The sequence below is a fragment of the Desulfosporosinus sp. SYSU MS00001 genome (assembly GCF_049943955.1).
Classification (GTDB): Bacteria; Bacillota; Desulfitobacteriia; order Desulfitobacteriales; family Desulfitobacteriaceae; genus Desulfosporosinus.
The window spans coordinates 17543-35845 of the sequence record NZ_JBNFTW010000004.1 but is presented as its reverse complement, the minus strand read 5'-3'; the positions used below and the strand labels follow the sequence as shown (position 1 = coordinate 35845).

General features: G+C 43.2%; 18 protein-coding genes. 17 read left to right on the top strand and 1 reads right to left on the bottom strand.

What is annotated here, in order from left to right; genetic code table 11:
- The first annotated feature begins 149 nt into the window (after positions 1 to 149).
- Both glmU and ACPUYX_RS08815 read left to right on the top strand, forming a co-directional pair.
- On the top strand, positions 150 to 1523 hold the full coding sequence (glmU, locus tag ACPUYX_RS08820; protein WP_426379322.1) for a bifunctional UDP-N-acetylglucosamine diphosphorylase/glucosamine-1-phosphate N-acetyltransferase GlmU: 1374 nt from the start codon (positions 150 to 152) through the stop codon (positions 1521 to 1523).
- 2 nt (positions 1524 to 1525) lie between these two features.
- Positions 1526 to 2467 carry a ribose-phosphate diphosphokinase gene (locus ACPUYX_RS08815; RefSeq protein WP_426379321.1) on the top strand — a complete coding sequence of 314 codons (942 nt, stop codon included), beginning with the start codon at positions 1526 to 1528 and terminating at the stop codon, positions 2465 to 2467.
- A gap of 19 nt (positions 2468 to 2486) precedes the next feature.
- Here ACPUYX_RS08815 and ACPUYX_RS08810 read toward each other — a convergent pair whose 3' ends face one another.
- Positions 2487 to 3215: a PRC-barrel domain-containing protein gene (locus ACPUYX_RS08810; protein WP_426379320.1), complete on the bottom strand. Its 729-nt coding sequence runs from the start codon at positions 3213 to 3215 to the stop codon at positions 2487 to 2489.
- A gap of 93 nt (positions 3216 to 3308) precedes the next feature.
- Between ACPUYX_RS08810 and pth the strand changes: the two genes are divergently transcribed.
- From pth to ACPUYX_RS08735, 15 genes are all read left to right on the top strand, one after another.
- A complete protein-coding gene (gene pth, locus ACPUYX_RS08805; protein ID WP_426379319.1) occupies positions 3309 to 3866 on the top strand; it encodes an aminoacyl-tRNA hydrolase in 558 nt (185 codons plus the stop codon).
- Between the two features lie 55 nt (positions 3867 to 3921).
- A complete protein-coding gene (locus tag ACPUYX_RS08800) occupies positions 3922 to 4098 on the top strand; it encodes a hypothetical protein (RefSeq protein WP_426379318.1) in 177 nt (58 codons plus the stop codon).
- A gap of 123 nt (positions 4099 to 4221) precedes the next feature.
- Entirely contained in the window at positions 4222 to 7797 is a 3576-nt protein-coding gene (gene mfd / locus ACPUYX_RS08795; RefSeq protein WP_426379317.1) for a transcription-repair coupling factor, read from the top strand.
- Positions 7798 to 7833: 36 nt separating this feature from the next.
- On the top strand, positions 7834 to 8802 hold the full coding sequence (locus ACPUYX_RS08790; protein WP_426379316.1) for a peptidylprolyl isomerase: 969 nt from the start codon (positions 7834 to 7836) through the stop codon (positions 8800 to 8802).
- A gap of 157 nt (positions 8803 to 8959) precedes the next feature.
- Positions 8960 to 9526, top strand: a complete 567-nt coding sequence (gene spoVT / locus ACPUYX_RS08785; RefSeq protein WP_426379315.1) for a stage V sporulation protein T — start codon at positions 8960 to 8962, stop codon at positions 9524 to 9526.
- Positions 9527 to 9660: 134 nt separating this feature from the next.
- Positions 9661 to 11118 (top strand): nucleoside triphosphate pyrophosphohydrolase, encoded by a 1458-nt coding sequence (gene mazG / locus ACPUYX_RS08780; protein WP_426379314.1) that lies wholly within the window; start codon positions 9661 to 9663, stop codon positions 11116 to 11118.
- 83 nt (positions 11119 to 11201) lie between these two features.
- Positions 11202 to 11477 (top strand): HU family DNA-binding protein, encoded by a 276-nt coding sequence (locus ACPUYX_RS08775; protein WP_047809015.1) that lies wholly within the window; start codon positions 11202 to 11204, stop codon positions 11475 to 11477.
- Positions 11478 to 11580: 103 nt separating this feature from the next.
- Complete coding sequence (locus ACPUYX_RS08770; RefSeq protein ID WP_426379313.1) at positions 11581 to 11847, top strand: RNA-binding S4 domain-containing protein; 267 nt, start codon at positions 11581 to 11583, stop codon at positions 11845 to 11847.
- 98 nt (positions 11848 to 11945) lie between these two features.
- On the top strand, positions 11946 to 12224 hold the full coding sequence (gene yabP, locus ACPUYX_RS08765) for a sporulation protein YabP (protein ID WP_088226297.1): 279 nt from the start codon (positions 11946 to 11948) through the stop codon (positions 12222 to 12224).
- Between the two features lie 64 nt (positions 12225 to 12288).
- The gene (gene yabQ, locus ACPUYX_RS08760; protein ID WP_426379312.1) at positions 12289 to 12783 is read left to right on the top strand and encodes a spore cortex biosynthesis protein YabQ; all 495 of its coding nucleotides are present in this window, start codon (positions 12289 to 12291) and stop codon (positions 12781 to 12783) included.
- A gap of 148 nt (positions 12784 to 12931) precedes the next feature.
- Positions 12932 to 13174 (top strand): sigma factor-like helix-turn-helix DNA-binding protein, encoded by a 243-nt coding sequence (locus tag ACPUYX_RS08755; RefSeq protein ID WP_426379311.1) that lies wholly within the window; start codon positions 12932 to 12934, stop codon positions 13172 to 13174.
- Positions 13149 to 13460, top strand: a complete 312-nt coding sequence (locus ACPUYX_RS08750; protein ID WP_426379310.1) for an FtsB family cell division protein — start codon at positions 13149 to 13151, stop codon at positions 13458 to 13460. The genes ACPUYX_RS08755 and ACPUYX_RS08750 overlap by 26 nt, the downstream gene beginning before the upstream one ends.
- Positions 13461 to 13559: 99 nt before the next feature.
- Entirely contained in the window at positions 13560 to 13949 is a 390-nt protein-coding gene (locus ACPUYX_RS08745; protein ID WP_047809021.1) for a S1 RNA-binding domain-containing protein, read from the top strand.
- 222 nt (positions 13950 to 14171) lie between these two features.
- Positions 14172 to 16271 (top strand): SpoIIE family protein phosphatase, encoded by a 2100-nt coding sequence (locus ACPUYX_RS08740; RefSeq protein WP_426379309.1) that lies wholly within the window; start codon positions 14172 to 14174, stop codon positions 16269 to 16271.
- 161 nt (positions 16272 to 16432) lie between these two features.
- Positions 16433 to 18193, top strand: coding sequence for a formate--tetrahydrofolate ligase (locus ACPUYX_RS08735; RefSeq protein ID WP_426379308.1), 1761 nt, complete (start codon positions 16433 to 16435; stop codon positions 18191 to 18193).
- Positions 18194 to 18303: the final 110 nt, after the last annotated feature.

The window sequence follows — 18303 nt, the reverse complement described above, 5'->3', positions numbered from 1 at the left end:
GATTTTTGAAAAGTCTGTATAATCGAGCTATACGTTTTCTTTTTGATATATCGTTGTATTAAAAAAGGATTTTGGGCATATTTGACGAATAAAGAACTTTTGGAATGTAAAATTCTGTAGAGGTTAAACTAAATTGGAGGCGAATAGACATGCCTGATTTGGTAGCGGTGATCATGGCTGCTGGAAAAGGAACAAGAATGCGATCAAAATTGCCAAAGGTCATGCATTCATTAGCAGGGAAACCGCTCATTGAACATGTCTTGGACGTGGCCAACCAAGTTGGGATTGAACGACCTTTCGTGATTGTTGGACATGGCCGTGAGGCTGTTGCGGCCAAAGTTCAAGAACGCGCAGAGATCGTAGTTCAAACTGAACAAATGGGAACAGGACACGCTATCATGCAAGCTTTGCCCTATTTGGAAGGCGCTCAAACGGTACTTGTTCTAAGCGGAGATCAGCCGTTACTTAAACCCGAGTCACTTCAAGCTCTCTTAAAATTGCATCAAGACGGGGAAGCCTGTGCTACTGTTTTAACGGCGTATTTAGATCAGCCGTTTGGTTATGGACGGGTCCTTAAAGATGGTGATCAACTTGTAAGGATTGTCGAGGAAAAAGACGCAACTTCTGATGAACGCTTAATTAAGGAAATTAACACCGGTACCTATTGCTTCAGAGGTTCAGCGCTCAAGGATGCTTTGGCAAAAATTACTTCTAAAAATGCTCAAGGAGAATATTATCTTACCGATGTTTTTGATATCTTTTTAAAGCAAGGAGAACGAATACTGACCTATTGTACCGAAGATTCTCATGAAGCGCTGGGGATTAATAGCAGGAGCCAGCTGGCAGAGGCAGAAAGGATTCTGCGCGAGCGCAATCTTGAGCATTGGATGGCAGAGGGAGTAACGATCGTTGACCCTGCTTCCACCTTTATTGATATTGATGTAAGGCTATCCCAGGATGTCACTATCCTACCTTTCACCCGGCTTTTGGGAAACACCAAGGTCCAGGAAGATGCTGTAATTGGTCCTCAGACAACGTTGGAAAACTGTGAGGTAGGAAGTGGTTCTGAAGTAACCTATACGGTTGCCAAAAATGCGACTATTGGCGTGCGCTGTCACATTGGGCCTTTCGCTTATTTACGGCCGGGTACAAGCCTGGAGGCAGATGTAAAGGTTGGGGATTTTGTCGAAATTAAAAATAGTAAAATTGAAGCTGGGGCTAAAGTACCTCACTTGAGTTATATAGGTGACGCGCAGATTGGAAAGTCTGCAAATATCGGGGCAGGTACGATTACTTGCAATTATGACGGCAGCAGTAAACATCCTACGAGAATTGGAGACCATACTTTTATTGGCAGTAATACGAATTTAGTGGCTCCCGTTGAAGTGGGAGACTATGCCGTAACGGGTGCAGGTTCAACAATTACTAAAAATGTTCCTGCAGAAGCCTTAGCAGTGGAACGGAGTCAACAAATCATTAAGGAACAATGGCAGCGCGAAAAGAGAAATAGGGGGCAAAAATAGGCATGGCAGCAAAAGAATTTAAGATTTTCTGTGGAAATGCCAATCGGCCGTTAGCACAGGAAATTGTGGATTATCTGGGAGTACCTCTTGGGGACGCCAAAATAAAACGATTCCGAGACGGAGAAATCTCTATTGTCATTGACGAAAGTGTCCGGGGCTCAGATATTTATGTGGTTCAGCCGACCTGTTTTCCAACCAATGACAACATTATGGAATTGCTTATTATGATTGATGCGATGCGCCGAGCTTCGGCACGCCGAATTACTGCTGTAATGCCTTATTACGGCTATGCTCGCCAAGAACGTAAATCAAGGGCCAGAGACCCGATTACTGCCAAACTTATGGCTAATTTAATAACCACCGCAGGTGCTGACCGTGTTGTAACCATGGATTTGCATGCCCCTGCAATCCAAGGTTTCTTTGATATCCCTCTTGATCACTTACCCGGTGTTCCGATTCTTGCGGAGTATTTCCGCGAAAAAGGTTTGGGAAATCTCTGTGTTGTTTCCCCGGATTTAGGAGGAGTTACCAGGGCCCGAAATCTTGCGGAACGCATTGGAGCTTCCCTGGCTATCATTGATAAACGACGGCCTGAACCTAATGTTTCAGAAATTATGAATGTTATTGGGGAATTAAAAGGAAAAACAGTAATCATGATTGACGATATCATTGATACTGCCGGAACGATTACCCAAGGTGCTCAAGCGCTCCTTGATCGTGGTGCTAAAGAAGTATACGCCTGCTGTACGCATGCTGTCCTATCCGGGCCGGCTATCGAACGTCTCGAGAACTCAGTGCTGCAGGAAGTTGTGGTTACGAATACAATTCCTCTTGGTCAAGAGAAAACAATTCCTCGAATTAAAGTCCTTTCAGTAGCTCCGCTTTTAGGAGAAGCAATCGTTCGTATTCACGAAGATCTCTCAGTGAGTAAACTTTTTAGTTAAAAAGAAGGCCCCTGGGGTATTACCCCAGGGGTTCTTTGGTTTGAGGATTTTCCGGCGGATCTTGATCTTCTGTCGGTGTTATGTCCAGTTCGGTTACAATTACAGGCGGTTTTTCTTCCTGAGTTTCTAAATTATCGTTGCCATTTTTTTGCTTTTTGAAGTAATTACCAAAAGCATGGGTGGTTTCCGAGGCGCGATGGGACGTTGAATGTAAAAGATTTTTAAAGGATTCACTAAGTCCCTTGTCGGCAACGGACAGATAATTTTCGCTTCCCCGCTGAGTAACAATAACATCATGTCCCAGGGTTGTAACATAGTCTGCGGACATCCAAGCCTTGCCGCTCAGGAACCCATTGAGTTTTCCGGATGAGATTTCAATTTGGGTTATTTTCCCTGAATCCGGATCGATATAAAATTCATCAGCTGTTCCGAGGGTTTTTCCGGATTCTGTGATTATTTTCGTGCCAATAATTGATAGCTTTTCTTTAACTAATTCTAACAGTTCAGGAAGATTTGCGGTTTTTTCCACGTGAGTTTCTTTATCGATGGTGATTGCGTCATCGCCGACACTGATGACTTTGGCATAGGGTATAATGCGTTGATCTTTAAAAAATCCTTTGGGGTCCACAATAATTGCAGCAAGCGATTTTGTTCCGGCATCGACGACCAGACTTTTTACAAATCCTATTTGCTGTCCTTCTTGAAGGGAGATAATGGGTAAGGATAAAAATTTTCGACTTGGCTTCAAAAGCTCACCCCCTTATGGTGAAGATTATTTCGTTGCTTATCCATAATGAATGTATTCAGAGATGAAGATGAATATGCTTAGGAGGGTATTTGAATGAAGGTTATTGTCGGCTTGGGCAATCCGGGACCTCAATATGCAGAGACACGTCATAATGTTGGTTTTCTGTTTCTTGACGGTCTGGCCGAAGTCTTAGGGCTTCAGTTTCGAGCCAAATTTCAGGGATTGTGGGCAGAAGGTTTCCTACAAGGGGAGCGTTTGTTGTTCTTGAAGCCTCAAACCTTTATGAATTTAAGCGGACGTTCAGTTAAAGAACTTGTTAATTTTTATAAAGTTGCAGCAGAAGATGTGCTGATTGTCTACGATGATATGGATTTGCCTTTGGGCAAACTGCGTTTGCGTGATCACGGGAGTGCCGGGGGGCATAATGGGATTAAATCAATCTTGGCTGAGTTAGGTACAGAATCTTTTTGGAGAATCAAATTAGGTATAGGCCGGCCGCCAAAAGAGTGGGATCCTGCACGCTATGTCCTTTCGACGTTCGGGGAAAGTGAGCTGCCAATTATCGAAGACTTATTAGAAAGAGCAGAAAAAGTAGTAGGTCTCTGGATTAAGGGAGATACAAGCCGGGCTATGAATTTATACCATCGTTAATCGGGTATAACCTTTGGCGCTAGGGGTAATTCTAGTGCTAGGAGGTGATCGCGGGATGAGGGTCATGAAAGTATGTCATACCTGTGACAGGATTCTGGGAGAGATAGAGCTTGATGACTTGACCAGCGCTGATTCGGACTCTATAATGGATATCGTTGGAAATGTCTCTTATACCCTTTGTCCAAGTTGTCTGAATGAAATGAAAACGGAGTCTGGGAATGTTTTTCATTAAAGAGATTTCAGAACTAATTTCAGAACTAAGAGTTTAGGGCGGACAATAATTTGTAAAATGTAGGCATGTCGCTTGACGCCATGCCTTATTATCAGTTTAGAGGAGTAGGCAAGTGGGGGTCCCATGATGGACGTTCATCTTTTTTTGCCGCCCGAAAGGATGGGTGTTTTGAAAATAATCCGTGATTACCTCCGCCGGGGATTGGATATTGACAAGATTGAGGGGTCCCTTAGGTCTGGAGAATGGCCTCAAATGATTTATGATTTAAGCGGCAGTCAAAAGGCAGCTATGATCTCCCAACTATTACAGAATTCAACCCCGGGATTAGTGCTGACCTATTCTGAAGAACAGGCTCAAAAGTGGACTGCGGATTTAAAAACATGGTGCCCTCAAAAAACGATCTTACATTTTCCTGCTACTGAGTGGCTGCCCTTTGAAGTTTTGGGAAAAAGCAAAGAAACCACGGCGGAGAGAATTCGCGTTTTTAATCGTCTGTCATTGGATCAAGACTGCACAGTTGTTGCCTCTGTATTAGCATTAGAGCGGCGCGTGTTTCCTCTCCGGCGCTGGAAGGATTATTCCCTGACCTTAGAAGTGGGGAAAGGGTATATGCTCAATGAGATTCTTTCAACCCTGATTTCCGGAGGATATGAGCGTGTCGAAACGGTTGAAGGAAAGGGTCAGTTTGCCCTAAGAGGGGGGATTTTAGATATTGCCCCCCTTGATGGAGAAGCCCTGCGCATAGAATTTTTTGATGAAGAAGTAGATTCTATTCGAACCTTTAACCTTGAAACTCAGAAGTCGGTTTCATCTCAAGAGAGGGTTTTAATCTCTCCGGCAATGGAATATGTGGTAACAAGGGAAGAACTTGAAGAACTGCGCTTTACTATTCGGGCAGAAGCCCGTAAAGCAACAGGTCGACTGCAGCGAGCCGGCAGAACAGAGGCAGCAGAACGTTTGCGCAGCAGGGTAGTTTTCCTCGAAGAACGTTTGCAGCAAGGAATTCTTGATGAGAATGTCTATCCATTCCTAAGTTTGGTTAATACGCCTCTCGTTCCCTTTTTCTCATATCTGGCAGAAAATCACTATGTCATCTTAGATGAACCACTGCGTTTAAAAGAGCAGTTGGAGTTTCAGGCTAATGAACGATTGATGGAATTTACCCAGCAATTAGAACAGGGTGAAGGATTTGTTCACCCTGAGACTCTGTTTATCAGGTATGAAGATTTGCTGCGGCATGGTCAAAAAAACCCCTTAATTGGCCTCTCTTCGTTAATAAGGCAGACGCCGGGTCTGACTCCCAGACGGGTTTTCAATCTCAACGCCCGTTCTTTAACCGGTTTTATGGGAAAAACAAGCAAGTTAGTGGATGAAATTGAACATTTTAAGGATACAGGTAATGCTGTTGCTCTCTTTGTGGGGGATGAGGAACATACTGAGCGTTTGCTCCAAGGTCTGAAGGACCGGGGAGTCACAGCCAGCCACAGAAAGCTCGAAGATACAATCGAAGATGGGCATGTATATGTCTACCCGTATTCCTTGGATCAAGGTTTTGAACTGCCCCTTGGAAAACTCGTGGTGCTTACGGAAGCTGAAATTTATAAACGTGAGAGTAAGGTTGCCGGGAAAAAACCGAGTCCCCCCTCGGCAAAGAATATTTATGTCTCGGACCTTAAGCCGGGAGATTATGTTGTTCATGTTCATCATGGTATTGGACAATTTACTGGAATTGAACGCCTAGAGGTTGCAGGGATAGAAAAGGATTACTTCGGAATTCGCTATGCCGGGGAGGATCGTCTCTACGTTCCTTTGGACCAACTTCATCTTTTACAAAAGTATTTAGGAAGTGCTGCGGAGAGTTTGCCCAAGCTCTACAAGCTCGGAGGAAATGAGTGGCATAAAGTAAAGAGCAAAACTCGTTCGGCGGTTAAAGAAATGGCTTTTGATTTGCTAAAACTTTATGCGCAGCGGGAGGCTACCTCAGGATATGCTTTTTCCCCGGACAATGTTTGGCAGATAGAATTCGAAGAGAAATTCCCCTACGTAGAAACAGACGATCAGCTGCAATGTATTGCCGATATTAAACGGGATATGGTGCTTCCTCGTCCTATGGACCGCCTCCTTTGCGGAGACGTAGGCTATGGGAAAACAGAAGTTGCTCTCAGAGCAGTATTCAAGGCGGTTATGGACAGTAAGCAGGTTGCCTTCTTAGTTCCGACCACCATCCTGGCACAACAACATTTCAACACTCTGCGCGAACGATTTACGGGGTATCCTATTACGATCGATATGTTGAGTAGGTTTCGTTCGCCTAAGGAGCAGAAGGAAATTATCCAGGGCATAAAAGAAGGACGAATTGATGTTATCGTAGGAACCCATCGCATTTTGGCGGATGCCATTAAATTTAAGGATTTGGGACTCTTGATTATTGACGAGGAACAACGTTTCGGAGTTGCCCATAAAGAAAAGCTGAAAACCATTAAGGGTAATGTTGATGTTCTTACCTTGTCGGCAACACCGATTCCCAGAACTCTTCATATGTCTCTGGTCGGAGTCAGGGATATGAGTGTAATAGAGACTCCGCCGGAAGGCAGATATCCCGTACAAACCTATGTCACAGAGTTTCGGCCTGATGTGGTGCGAGATGCTATAAGACGAGAACTTCAACGTGGAGGACAGGTGTTTTTTGTTCATAATCGAGTTGAGGATATGGATAAAGTTACTAACTTTTTAGGTCAATTAGTTCCGGAAGCCCGTTTTGGTGTGGCTCATGGACAGATGCGAGAATCCATGCTGGAACGGGTTATGCTGGACTTTTTGGAACAGCAAACGGATGTCTTAGTTTCAACCACGATTATCGAAACAGGTCTTGACATGCCCAACGTCAATACACTGATTATTGATGAAGCTGACCGCATGGGTTTGTCCCAGTTATATCAGCTCCGCGGCCGGGTAGGAAGGTCAAACCGCAAAGCCTATGCTTATCTTCTGTATAAGCCTCAGAAGGTTCTTACGGAAATAGCTGAGAAACGACTGGCTGCCATTCGTGAGTTTACCGAATTTGGAGCAGGCTTTAAGATTGCGATGCGGGATTTAGAAATTCGTGGTGCAGGTAACCTGATTGGAGCTCAACAGCATGGCCATTTAGCAGCTGTCGGCTTCGAACTTTACAGTCAGATGCTCAAGGAAGCGGTCCAGGAATTGCGGGGAGAAAAGGTAGAAGAAGCTGCAGAACCGAGCATTGAGCTGCAAATTGATGCCTATTTGCCGGATTCTTATGTCGCTGATAAGCAAACTAAGGCTTCCTTGTATCAACGACTAGCCAAGGTTGCCGACGAGGCAGAACTTGGGGAAATGGTTGATGAGTTAGTCGATCGATTTGGAACGCCGCCTCGTGAGGTGGAACATTTGATTGAAATTATCCGTATCAAGCTTTTAGCCGGTCAGATTCGCATAGAACAAATTCAGCAGACGAAACAAAATATCAGCCTTCGCTTTGGAGCAGATCTGGGGATGTCTGGGGAGCGTTTAATGGCTATCGCTTCAGCATCTCCCTTGCCCCTGTCATTTAAATCGTTGCCCAATGGAAATCTGGAATGTAAGGTTCGTATTCGTACGCTTGATCAAGAAGAAGTTATTGGGGCAGTACGGCGCGTTCTTATAATTTTTGGGAACATTGCTTCGCGGGGAACTCCCTGATATACTGGACTAAGTGAATTGAAAGGGTGTGTCGGAATGAAAAAATCCCGGCTGGGGATAGTAGTGGGTATTCTTATGGTGATGCTGACAACTGTAGGTTGTTCCTCGCTGGTTGATGGCAAATGGGCGGCTAAAGTTAATGGAGAATCTATCTTAGTTAAGGACTATGATGCTCGTGTGGCAGAGGCTCAAAAAACCTACGAGAATCAGGGTATGAAGTTTGACACGGATCAAGGGAAGCAAGCTTTAACTCAAATCAAAAGTCAAGTTCTTGAGCGAATGATTGAAGGTAAACTTCTCACCCAAGAAGTCCAGAATCTAAAGCTAAACACAGAAGATTCTTCTATCAAGACTCAAGAAGACACGATAAAGAAAAATATGGGTACGGATGCTAAATTTCAGGATATGCTAAATCAACAAGGAATGAGTGAACCGGAATTAAAGAACTTCTTAACGGTTTATACTAAGATAACCTCGGATGTCAAGCAGCCGGCAGACAGCGAAGTTCAAGCATATTTTGAAAAGAACAAAGCCAATTATGGTCAGCCTGAGAGTGTTACTGCTCATCACATTTTGCTCAAGACTGAAGACGAGGCCAAAGCAATTATTGCTCAGTTAGAACAAGCTCAAAAAAATAACCAGCAGATTCTTCCTCTATTCGAACAATTAGCGAAAGAAAAATCTATTGAACCGGGAGCCAAGGAGTCGGGAGGAGATCTCGGTACCTTTACGAAGGGAAAAATGGTACCTGAGTTTGAAACTGCGGCCTTTGCTCAGAAGGTAGGGACATTTTCCACAACTCCAGTTAAAACGCAGTTTGGTTATCACGTTATTTACGTTCAAGCACATACCCCTGCTACTACCCCGGATTTTGCGAAAGTAAAGACTCAAGTGACCCAGGATGCTTTTAATGAGGCTAAGGACACTAAATTTCAGACGTTTTTTGATGACCTGCGTAAAAAAGCTAAGATTGAATATGCTCAAGGATATCAACCGGCAAGTTAAGGGTGAAACTAAAAGAAGGCAAAATTTTTGCCTTCTTTTTCTGTGCATTGGAAAATAATGAATAATTGGCAATCTCTAGATATATACTATCATTGATCTGAAATAGTAATAGGAAGGACGAAATGAGTCTTCGGGAACAAAGGAGGAATGTGCGCCTATGAAAGCAACAGGTATTGTTAGAAGAATTGATGACCTCGGTCGTGTCGTTATTCCAAAGGAAATTCGTCGGACTCTTCGTATCCGAGAAGGAGATCCGTTAGAGATTTTTGTAGATCGTGAAGGGGAAGTTATCCTGAAAAAATACTCTCCGATAAGGGAATTGGGGGAGTTTGCCAAGGAGTATGCCGATTCGCTGTTTGAAGCAACCGGGCACATTACTTGTATTTCGGATAGAGATACTATTATTGCAGTAGCAGGCGCTTCGAAGAAAGAGTATTTAAATAAACCAATTGATTCCCCTGTAGAACAGGCCATGGAAGAAAGGAGAACTATTCAAATCGGGTTGACGAACTCCGGTGAGACCAATGTACCTAAACTAAGCGACAACGATGAAGATGATAAATCAACTATAGTCTGTGAAGTCATTGCCCCCATAATTTCTCAAGGAGACCCTATCGGGGCGGTTATGATTATATCGAAAGAGCCAAATGCCAAGATGGGAGACTTAGAAATTAAGTTGGTCGAGACTGCAGCAGTATTTTTGGCCAAACAAATGGAACAATAGGCGTTACTAATGGTTTAGTTGCTCTTATACTACCGGAATGTAATTATATATTAATTGAATTTCTGGTCGTAGGAATAAAGCGGTACTCCCGCTTTATTTTACTTTATGCTACACTAGCGTTAGGAGGTGAAAGAATGTCCTCGTGTCTTCATGTCGTTGGTCTTGGTCCTTCGGGGCTTGAACAATTAACGTTAGGAAACTATCGCCGTCTCTGTAATGCCAAGAAAGTTTTTGTAAGAACTTTGCATCATCCCTGTGTTCAGGAATTAATGGCGGAAGGCGTTCAGTTAGAATCCTTTGATGACGTTTATGAATCGGAGGAGTCCTTTGAAGAGGTGTATCAAAAAATAACGGAACGATTAAGAACAGAGTTAGGAAAGGACTCGGAAGTGATTTACGCTGTTCCGGGGCATCCTATGGTAGCTGAGAAAACTATTCAGCTGCTCTGGAAAAATTTAAGACCGGAGTATGAAGTAATTGTTCATCCTGCGATGAGCTTTGTTGATGAGATTTTCCGGGTACTGAATTTTGATCCCATTGAAGGGATGCTTATTCGAAATTATGATGCTCTCAAAGATACAGGACTAACAGGGAGGGAGTGGCTCATAATTCCTCAGGTTTATAATCAACTCATTGCTTCTGAGGCAAAACTCGATCTCATGAGTTTCTATCCCGATGAAGCAAATGTATTTATCGTACAGGGATTGGGCACTTCCAATGAGCGGGTGGACAAGCGTCCTCTTTTCGAAATGGATCATGGTTCCTTTGATCACCTAACGACAGTTGTCTTGCCGCCTTGTTCGGAGGTTATTTCTTGGACAAAATTACTTCAAATCATGGAAATCCTGCGTTCGTCGGATGGTTGTGCTTGGGACCGTGAACAAACCCATCAGACCCTAAAACCTTGTCTGATCGAAGAGAGCTATGAAGTATTAGAGGCAATCGAAAAAGAGGATATGTATAATTTATGTGAAGAGTTGGGAGACTTATTACTGCAAGTTGTATTTCATGCTCAAATTGCCTCAGAGAACAAGGTATTTGAAAGTCAGGATGTTTTACAGGGGATTATTCAAAAACTGCTCCGCAGGCATCCTCACGTATTCGGTGAAGAAGTGCTTGAAACTGCGGATGATGTGATTCGGTCATGGGATAGAATTAAACAAGAGGAAAAGGCTGACACAAAGGAAGAGAGAGGCTTTTTTAGTGATCCTAAAGGATTGCCTGCTCTTATGCTGGCTTCCTCAACGCAGCGCCGGGCGGCTAAAATAGGGTTCGACTGGACTGATTTGGAGGGACCATACCAGAAGGTTCAGGAAGAATTACTAGAGCTGCAGAATGCCTTAAAAACCGGAGTAGGTATTCGGGAGGAATTTGGGGATTTATTATTTGCAATGGTCAATGTATCGAGATTTCTTAAATTGGACGCAGAGGAAGTTCTAAGGGAAGCAATACATAAGTTTCAAGCCCGTTTCCTTAAAATGGTGGAATTAAGCCGCGAAGAAGGTCAAAAAATTGAGCAACTATCCCTTAATGAAATGGATGTCTATTGGGAAAAGGCAAAATTCCAAGAAAAAGGCGGCAAATTAATGTAATCTTACCCGAATAAGCAGGAGATTGATTTTTTATCGCGAAATATAGTTTACGAGATAAGATCAGTTATTTAGGAGGGACTAGTTTGAATAAGGCTGAGTTAGTAAGTGCAGTTGCTGAGAAGGCAGAAATGTCCAAGAAGGACGCAGAAAAGGCCGTAAGTGCCGTTTTCGCTACGATCGAAGAATCTTTAGCACAAAATGAAAAGGTCCAATTAGTGGGCTTTGGGACTTTTGAGGTCAAAGAACGTGCTGAAAGAACGGGAAGAAACCCGCAAACTAAGGAGACAATTGTCATTCCTGCTGCTAAGGTGCCTGGTTTTAAAGCAGGAAAAGCTCTGAAGGATGCAGTCCAAAAGTAAGGATTTGGACTTTTGAGAAATCAGGTTCCGGTTATACTGGAACCTGATTTTTAATAAAAACTGGGTTCAAGTTTCGAAAAGGGAGGGTTACCGACAGTAACTTATGCGGATTGACAAATACTTAAAAGTTTCTCGCCTGATTAAACGACGCACAGTTGCCAAAGATGTTTGTGTAGGAGAAAAAATCAGTATCAATGGACGAATTGTTAAACCTTCCGCGGAAGTTAAACCGGGAGACCAAATCATCCTGGAAATGGCCAGCCATGTTGTGGAAGTAAAAGTTTTGGCGACCCCCAATAGCGTAAAGGCTAATGAAGCCCACACCCTCTATGAATTAATCAGAGATGAACGAAAGACAGAGTCTTATTAAAAGGCTCTGTCTTTTAGTTTTTAAAGTGTTTCGTTATGTCTAAAGGACAGTCGAACTGAATAGGGTTTAAGAAGAAAAAAGTGTTGGGGGGATGGGGCATGGCAGATAGTTTTGGTAAAGGACATCGCCTTGTCATGGAAAACCGGGAAATGATTGCATTGACAGGAGTGAAGAAGGTTCAGTCCTTTGATCCGAAAGAAATTATTCTAGAAACGGAATTAGGGATTCTTAGCATTAAAGGGGAGCAATTGGGAATTAAACAACTCAACCTTGAAGAGAGTATGGTGGACATTGAAGGATATGTTAGTGCTCTCATTTATCATCGGAGTACCGGAGGAAACTCCCGGCAAGGTATAATGCATAGAATTTTTCGGTAGGTAAAGGATCCTGAAAAGTTTTCTCCAGATTAAGGAGAGGAGGGGAAAGACTATCTCGGAATTTATGGCTTTTTTTTGGGTTGTTGCAGCAGGATTGATGGTCGGAGTAGTGTTTGATTTTTTTCGGACGTTCAGGCGTTGGCAGGAATGGGGGCCTGTAGTAACGTTCCTGGGAGATATCCTCTTTTCTCTTATTGCTTTGGTTATCCTATATCGATTATTTTTTAGAGCAAATGCACTTGCCTTCAGGTTTTATAATGTTTGGGGCAGCCTTTTGGGCCTTGCCTTATATTTAAGAATTTTCAGCGGCTATCTTACAAAAGCCTATTTTAAACTTTTTCAACTAATTGCTGCCCTCATAAAGCTTTTCGCCGCAGGAATTATGATCCCGGTCCGAGGACTTGTTCTTCTTATGCGTCCGCCCTATGCAATTTTATGTTGGTTTAGTTTGCTTTGTTTCCGTATTGGAGAACATATTATCTATCGGCCCCTGGCAAACCTGCCCAACACTATAAAGGAGTGGTGGAGACAATTATGGCCGCCTAGGACTAATGGGTAAAAATTTCCAAAGGGGTTGATTCGTCTCTAAGGAGTAGCTATAATGATTTGTATAACAGATTGTAAGATCTTTGTAGTCCTTTTGTAGTAAATTTGTCCACAAAGTTATCCACATAATGTGTATAACTATTGAGCAAGGGTGTGCCGCAGTGCAGATTGAAATCAGAGGCTTGGAAAAACTTAGCTTTCGTGAACGTCAAGCAGTGATTCTTAAAGAAAGCGGGAAATCTTTGGAGACCATCGCCAAGCAGCTTAAACTTAGTTCAAGCTCTGTAGCCACTTTACTAAATCGTGCCCGGAGCAAAGGGTACGAAATCGTATGTATTATCCCAAGTGGAGAGCTTGGATTGGGAGGAGCAGATTGGGATGAAGAAATCTTATCAGAAGATTAAACCGCAAAAACGACAAAAGTCTCATCTTCGGCCAGGAACAATCGCCCTTTTGCTTCTTGTCTTTCTAGGGGTTGGCAGTTCTTCTTGGCAGCTTTGGAAACTTCATGTTTCAATTGAGCAGCAAATTAATCAATTGACTCAAGAAAAAGCAGAACTAACGCAGCAAGAAAAGTCACTTCATGAGGAGATTGCTCAATTAAATACCCCCAGTTATATTGAACAATTAGCCCGGGAACAATTAGGCCTTGTTAAGCATGGCGAAATCCTCATCTCTCCCAAGAATTAGTAAGTAACATTGTTTTTGAAAACCTTGACAGCTACGAAATTTACTGCATATAATATAACTATGTATAGATAGATCATCACAAGGAGGAGTTTACTTCGTATGGCCATTGACGTTGGCAGTATTGTTGAAGGAGTCGTTACCGGGATCACGAACTTTGGAGCGTTTATTGAATTACCGGATAGGGTAACCGGACTTGTACATATCTCGGAAGTTGCTGATGCTTATGTGAAGGATGTTCGGGATTATTTAAAGGAACAGGATCATGTTAAGGTAAAAGTCATTCACGTCGATGAAAAGGGTAAAATCGGTCTCTCGATTAAACAAGCTAATCCTACTGTACGCAATACTAGTCGTGAACGCCGAGTTCCGCCAACGGTATCCTTTGAGGATAAATTGGCCAAGTTTATTAAAGATAGTGATGAACGTCAGACAGAATTTCGCCGGGCCACGGAATCCAAACGTGGAGGAAGAGGCTCAAGCAGATACTAGGAACTAACCGCCGCAAGGCGGTTTTTCTTATATTAGAAGGCAGGAACGGCAAGAAGATTTGAAAATGCTGGCGTTTTTAAGAGACCATGGGTATATGGCGCAGTCGTAAAGAGATTATCTATGAATGACGTCGAAAGTTGTTCTGAACGCATGACTATAGTAGACAAGCTTTGCTAATCCTTTAAGCTATAATATTACCATAAAAAGGTAAGAGGTGATATTATGGCTGAGTGGGCAACCTTAAAAGTTAACCAAGGTCTGCGCAGCGGGATTTCTCTGGAAAGCACATTTCTGCCTATTATTTTTGGCGGATGCTTAGCGAGGGGTACAATCTTAGGACTCCATCCCTTTGGGATTGCCTTTGGTGCTGCAGTTATTTTACTTGGCGAGCGTGGGACCTTGTTTGGTTTATTAGGGATTGTACTGGGGACAATTTCTCTCGGTATAACCTCCCTAAACGATGTGTCCTTCGTGGTTCAAATCATTGTGATTTTAGCAGCTATGTCCGTGTTGCTGCCTTTCATTCGTAAGAAAAGACATGAGGGAACCTATTTGATTCTTACTACCGGTGTAATGGTGGCGATCGTTGCTTCTTTGGCTGTGAGTTTGTCAAAACCGGACACTTATGCCTTATTTCTTGTAGGCCTTCAGAGTATTTTAGCGGGTGGTTTTGCAATTATTATTTGGTTTGCCATGAGGCATAAAGAGGCGATTTGGAGGGGAGAGTTTCAACGTGAGCAAGGAATAGCCTGGCTGATCATTCTTGTTGGGATTATTAGTGGACTGCAGGGGGTTCAAGTACGGGAGATAAACTTTTCCATTGTCTTGATGAGCTTTTTCACCTTATTTGTCTCTGAACGTTACGGGGCCGGTACTTCAGCGGGTGTCGGCGCTATCCTGGGCTTTTTGCCGCAGCTGACCGTAAGCAATGAAAATTTAATGGCTGCCGGTATTTACGGACTGGCAGGTTTCTGTACAGGAGCTTTTCGGAGGTTCGGAAAAATTGGACTTGGAACGGCATTTATTGCTGTTATGTTGATGCTAACCGTCTTTCTGCGCCAGGATGCGGTTTATTCCCAGTTAATCTCTTCGGTTGTCGGCTTATTTCTCTTTTTCCTCTGGCCGGGCATTTCGCCGCAAAGGGATTTCCTGAAACCCAAGGTTATACCTGAAGTTGAAACAACAGTTTCAAAAGTAAAAGCTATGGCAGAGATCTTCGATCAAATTGCGTTAAGTTATCAGGCCGCAGAAACGGAATCTTTCGAGACACGGCAGGAAGTCCCTGAACTTATGAATGTTTTGGTTGAACGTGTTTGTTACAATTGTCCTACAGTTGACGTCTGCTGGAAGAGAGAATTTTATAAAACCTATCATATTTTCTTTGAACTCTTTAGGCTCGTTGAAAATGAGCCTGACGTTAAGCTGCAATCTTTACCGGTTGAGTGGAAACGGCATTGCGGCCGGCTCAAAGAAATGTTGTTAGGAGTTCAATTTATTCTGGAACAAGAAAAGAATCAGGAGACCTGGCGGCGGCGCCTGGTTCTCAATCAGGAGGCTTTATCGCGGCAATTTCTGAATGTCTCTCAGGTCATAGGGAATCTCGCTAAGGAGCTTCATACCCAACGTAATTGGGAAGTAGTAAAACCTTCAAATTTAGCACGCCGGCGACGCAATTTTCTCGATGTCGGAGTTGCTGCCTTCACAAAATCGGGCAACGGACTAAGCGGAGATAATTATGCTTCGATTGCTTTTTCATCAACCCAGCATGCTTTTATTTTAAGTGATGGAATGGGAGTGGGGGAGAAAGCCGCAAAAATGAGCGCAACAGCTTTAGCTTTACTAGAACAGCTGCTCACTACGGGCTTTGATCCGATAGGCTCAATTCAAGCCTTAAATTCTATCCTGGTATTGCGTTCACCTGAAGAAAGTTTTGTAACGATTGATATGGCAATTCTCGATTTGGAATCATCGAACTTAAAATTAATTAAAGCAGGTGCTTCGCCTTCTTACCTTATTACCTCTGAGGAGGTAAAAAGACTTGTTTCCTCGGGCCTTCCGGTGGGAATATTGAATCAAATCGAAATTCCAATAATTGATGAAGAAATGCAAGGAGGGGAAACCCTTGTCCTAATCACCGACGGAGTTCAGGATGTTTTAAAAGAAGGATCGGATTGGATTCAGGACATTTTGAAACAACCTGCTTCGCTAAAATCACAAGAACTGGCGGATTTAATTAGTAATGAGGCTAGACGGCTTTCTGAGGGAGTATTAGAGGATGATGGAATAGTTCTCGTCATCCGGAAAAATTATTGGAATGAATGAGAATTATTTACATATATAATTATTTGTGCGGCAGGAAATCAGAAATGTATGTCGAATCAAACTATTATGTCATTTTGCGAAATTGGATTTATACCAGTTGGTAAAACTTTCTGTGCCTGTCAATCAGAAAGAAAAAATTATAATAAGGGAGCGGATTTATTATGGCTTGGGATGCAACAAAACTCAAAGATTGGCAAATTGCCGAAGAAGCCGAAAAGACCATGCCCACTATTGATCAATTGGTAGAAAAATTATCCCTTGAAAAGGACGAACTGATTCCTTATGGGAAAACGCCGAAGGTTGATTTTTTGAAGGTGATGGAACGCCTCAAAAACAAGTCCGACGGTTATTATATTGAAGTCACAGCAATTACACCCACACCTCTTGGCGAAGGAAAGACAACGACATCATTGGGGCTGATTGAGGGGCTTGCTAAACGGGGTGTTAAGGTTGGGGGCGCAATTCGTCAGCCATCCGGAGGACCGACCATGAACATTAAAGGTACTGCTGCCGGCGGCGGCAATGCCCTCTTGATTCCTATGACCGAATTTTCTCTTGGCCTAACCGGTGATATTAATGATATTATGAATGCCCATAATCTGGCGATGGTTGCTCTTAATGCCCGCATGCAGCATGAGGCTAACTATACAGACGAAGAACTTGCCAAACGAGGCTTAAAGCGTCTGGATATAGACCCCAAAAATGTTGAAATGGGCTGGATTATTGACTTTGCGGCACAAGGGTTAAGAAATATTATTATAGGGATTGGCGGAAAAAAAGACGGCTTTCAAATGCAATCGAAATTTGGAATTGCAGTAAGTTCGGAGTTAATGGCCATTTTAGCAATTGCCAAGGATCTTCCGGACTTAAGAGAACGGATTGGCAACATTATCGTAGCCTATAACAAGAAAGGTGAACCTGTAACTACTAAGGATCTGGAAGTTGACGGCGCAATGACTGCTTGGATGCGCAATACGATAAATCCAACAATTTGCTATACTGCTGAGGGGCAGCCTGTTATGGTTCATGCCGGTCCCTTTGCTAATATTGCTATTGGGCAGTCTTCGATTATTGCAGACCGCATAGGCCTTAAGATGTTTGATTATCACGTTACGGAGAGCGGATTTGCTGCAGACATCGGATTTGAAAAGTTTTGGAACGTCAAGGCTCGGTTGGGCGGTCTGAAACCAAACGTTTCCGTCCTCGTGGCAACAATCCGTGCCTTAAAAATGCATGGAGGCGGGCCTGCTGTTATACCTGGACGTCCAATTCCGGAAGAATATGTGCAAGAAAATCTCGAACTTGTGGAAAAAGGGTGTGCCAATTTACTTCATCATCTGAAGACTGTTAAAAAATCGGGCATAGTGCCTGTTGTCTGCGTCAATGGCTTCTACACGGATACAGAAGCTGAAATCAATTTGGTTAAGAAGATCGTGCAAGAAGCCGGGGCACGCTGCGCCTATTCCAACCATTGGCTCGAAGGCGGCGATGGCGCTCTGGAATTAGCAGACGCGGTCATGGATGCTTGTAAGGAAACGTCAGAATTCAAATGTCTCTATCCTCTTGAAATGCCGCTTCGTCAACGTGTCGAGCTTATCGCTAAAGAGGTTTATGGTGCAGATGGTGTCGATTGGTCTCCTGAGGCTGAAGCTAAAGCTAAAAAGTTTGAATCAGATCCCCACTATGCCGACTTTTCCACGATGATGGTAAAAACCCATTTGAGTTTATCCCATGATCCTGCATTGAAAGGAGTCCCTCAGGGCTGGAGGTTACCAATTCGTGACATTTTAGTATATGGTGGTGCAAAATTCCTCTGCCCAATGGCAGGGACAATCACCTTAATGCCCGGTACGGCTTCCGATCCTGCTTACAGAAGAATCGATGTTGATACCAAAACAGGTAAAGTCAGCGGTTTATTCTAAAATAAAGGGGAATAACTCAATAGACTTCGAAACATATCTGGCCCCGAGAAATCGGGGTCTTTTCCTTCGACATCCTGCAATTTGCCGGAAGACTTTAGAAAATTTTAGAG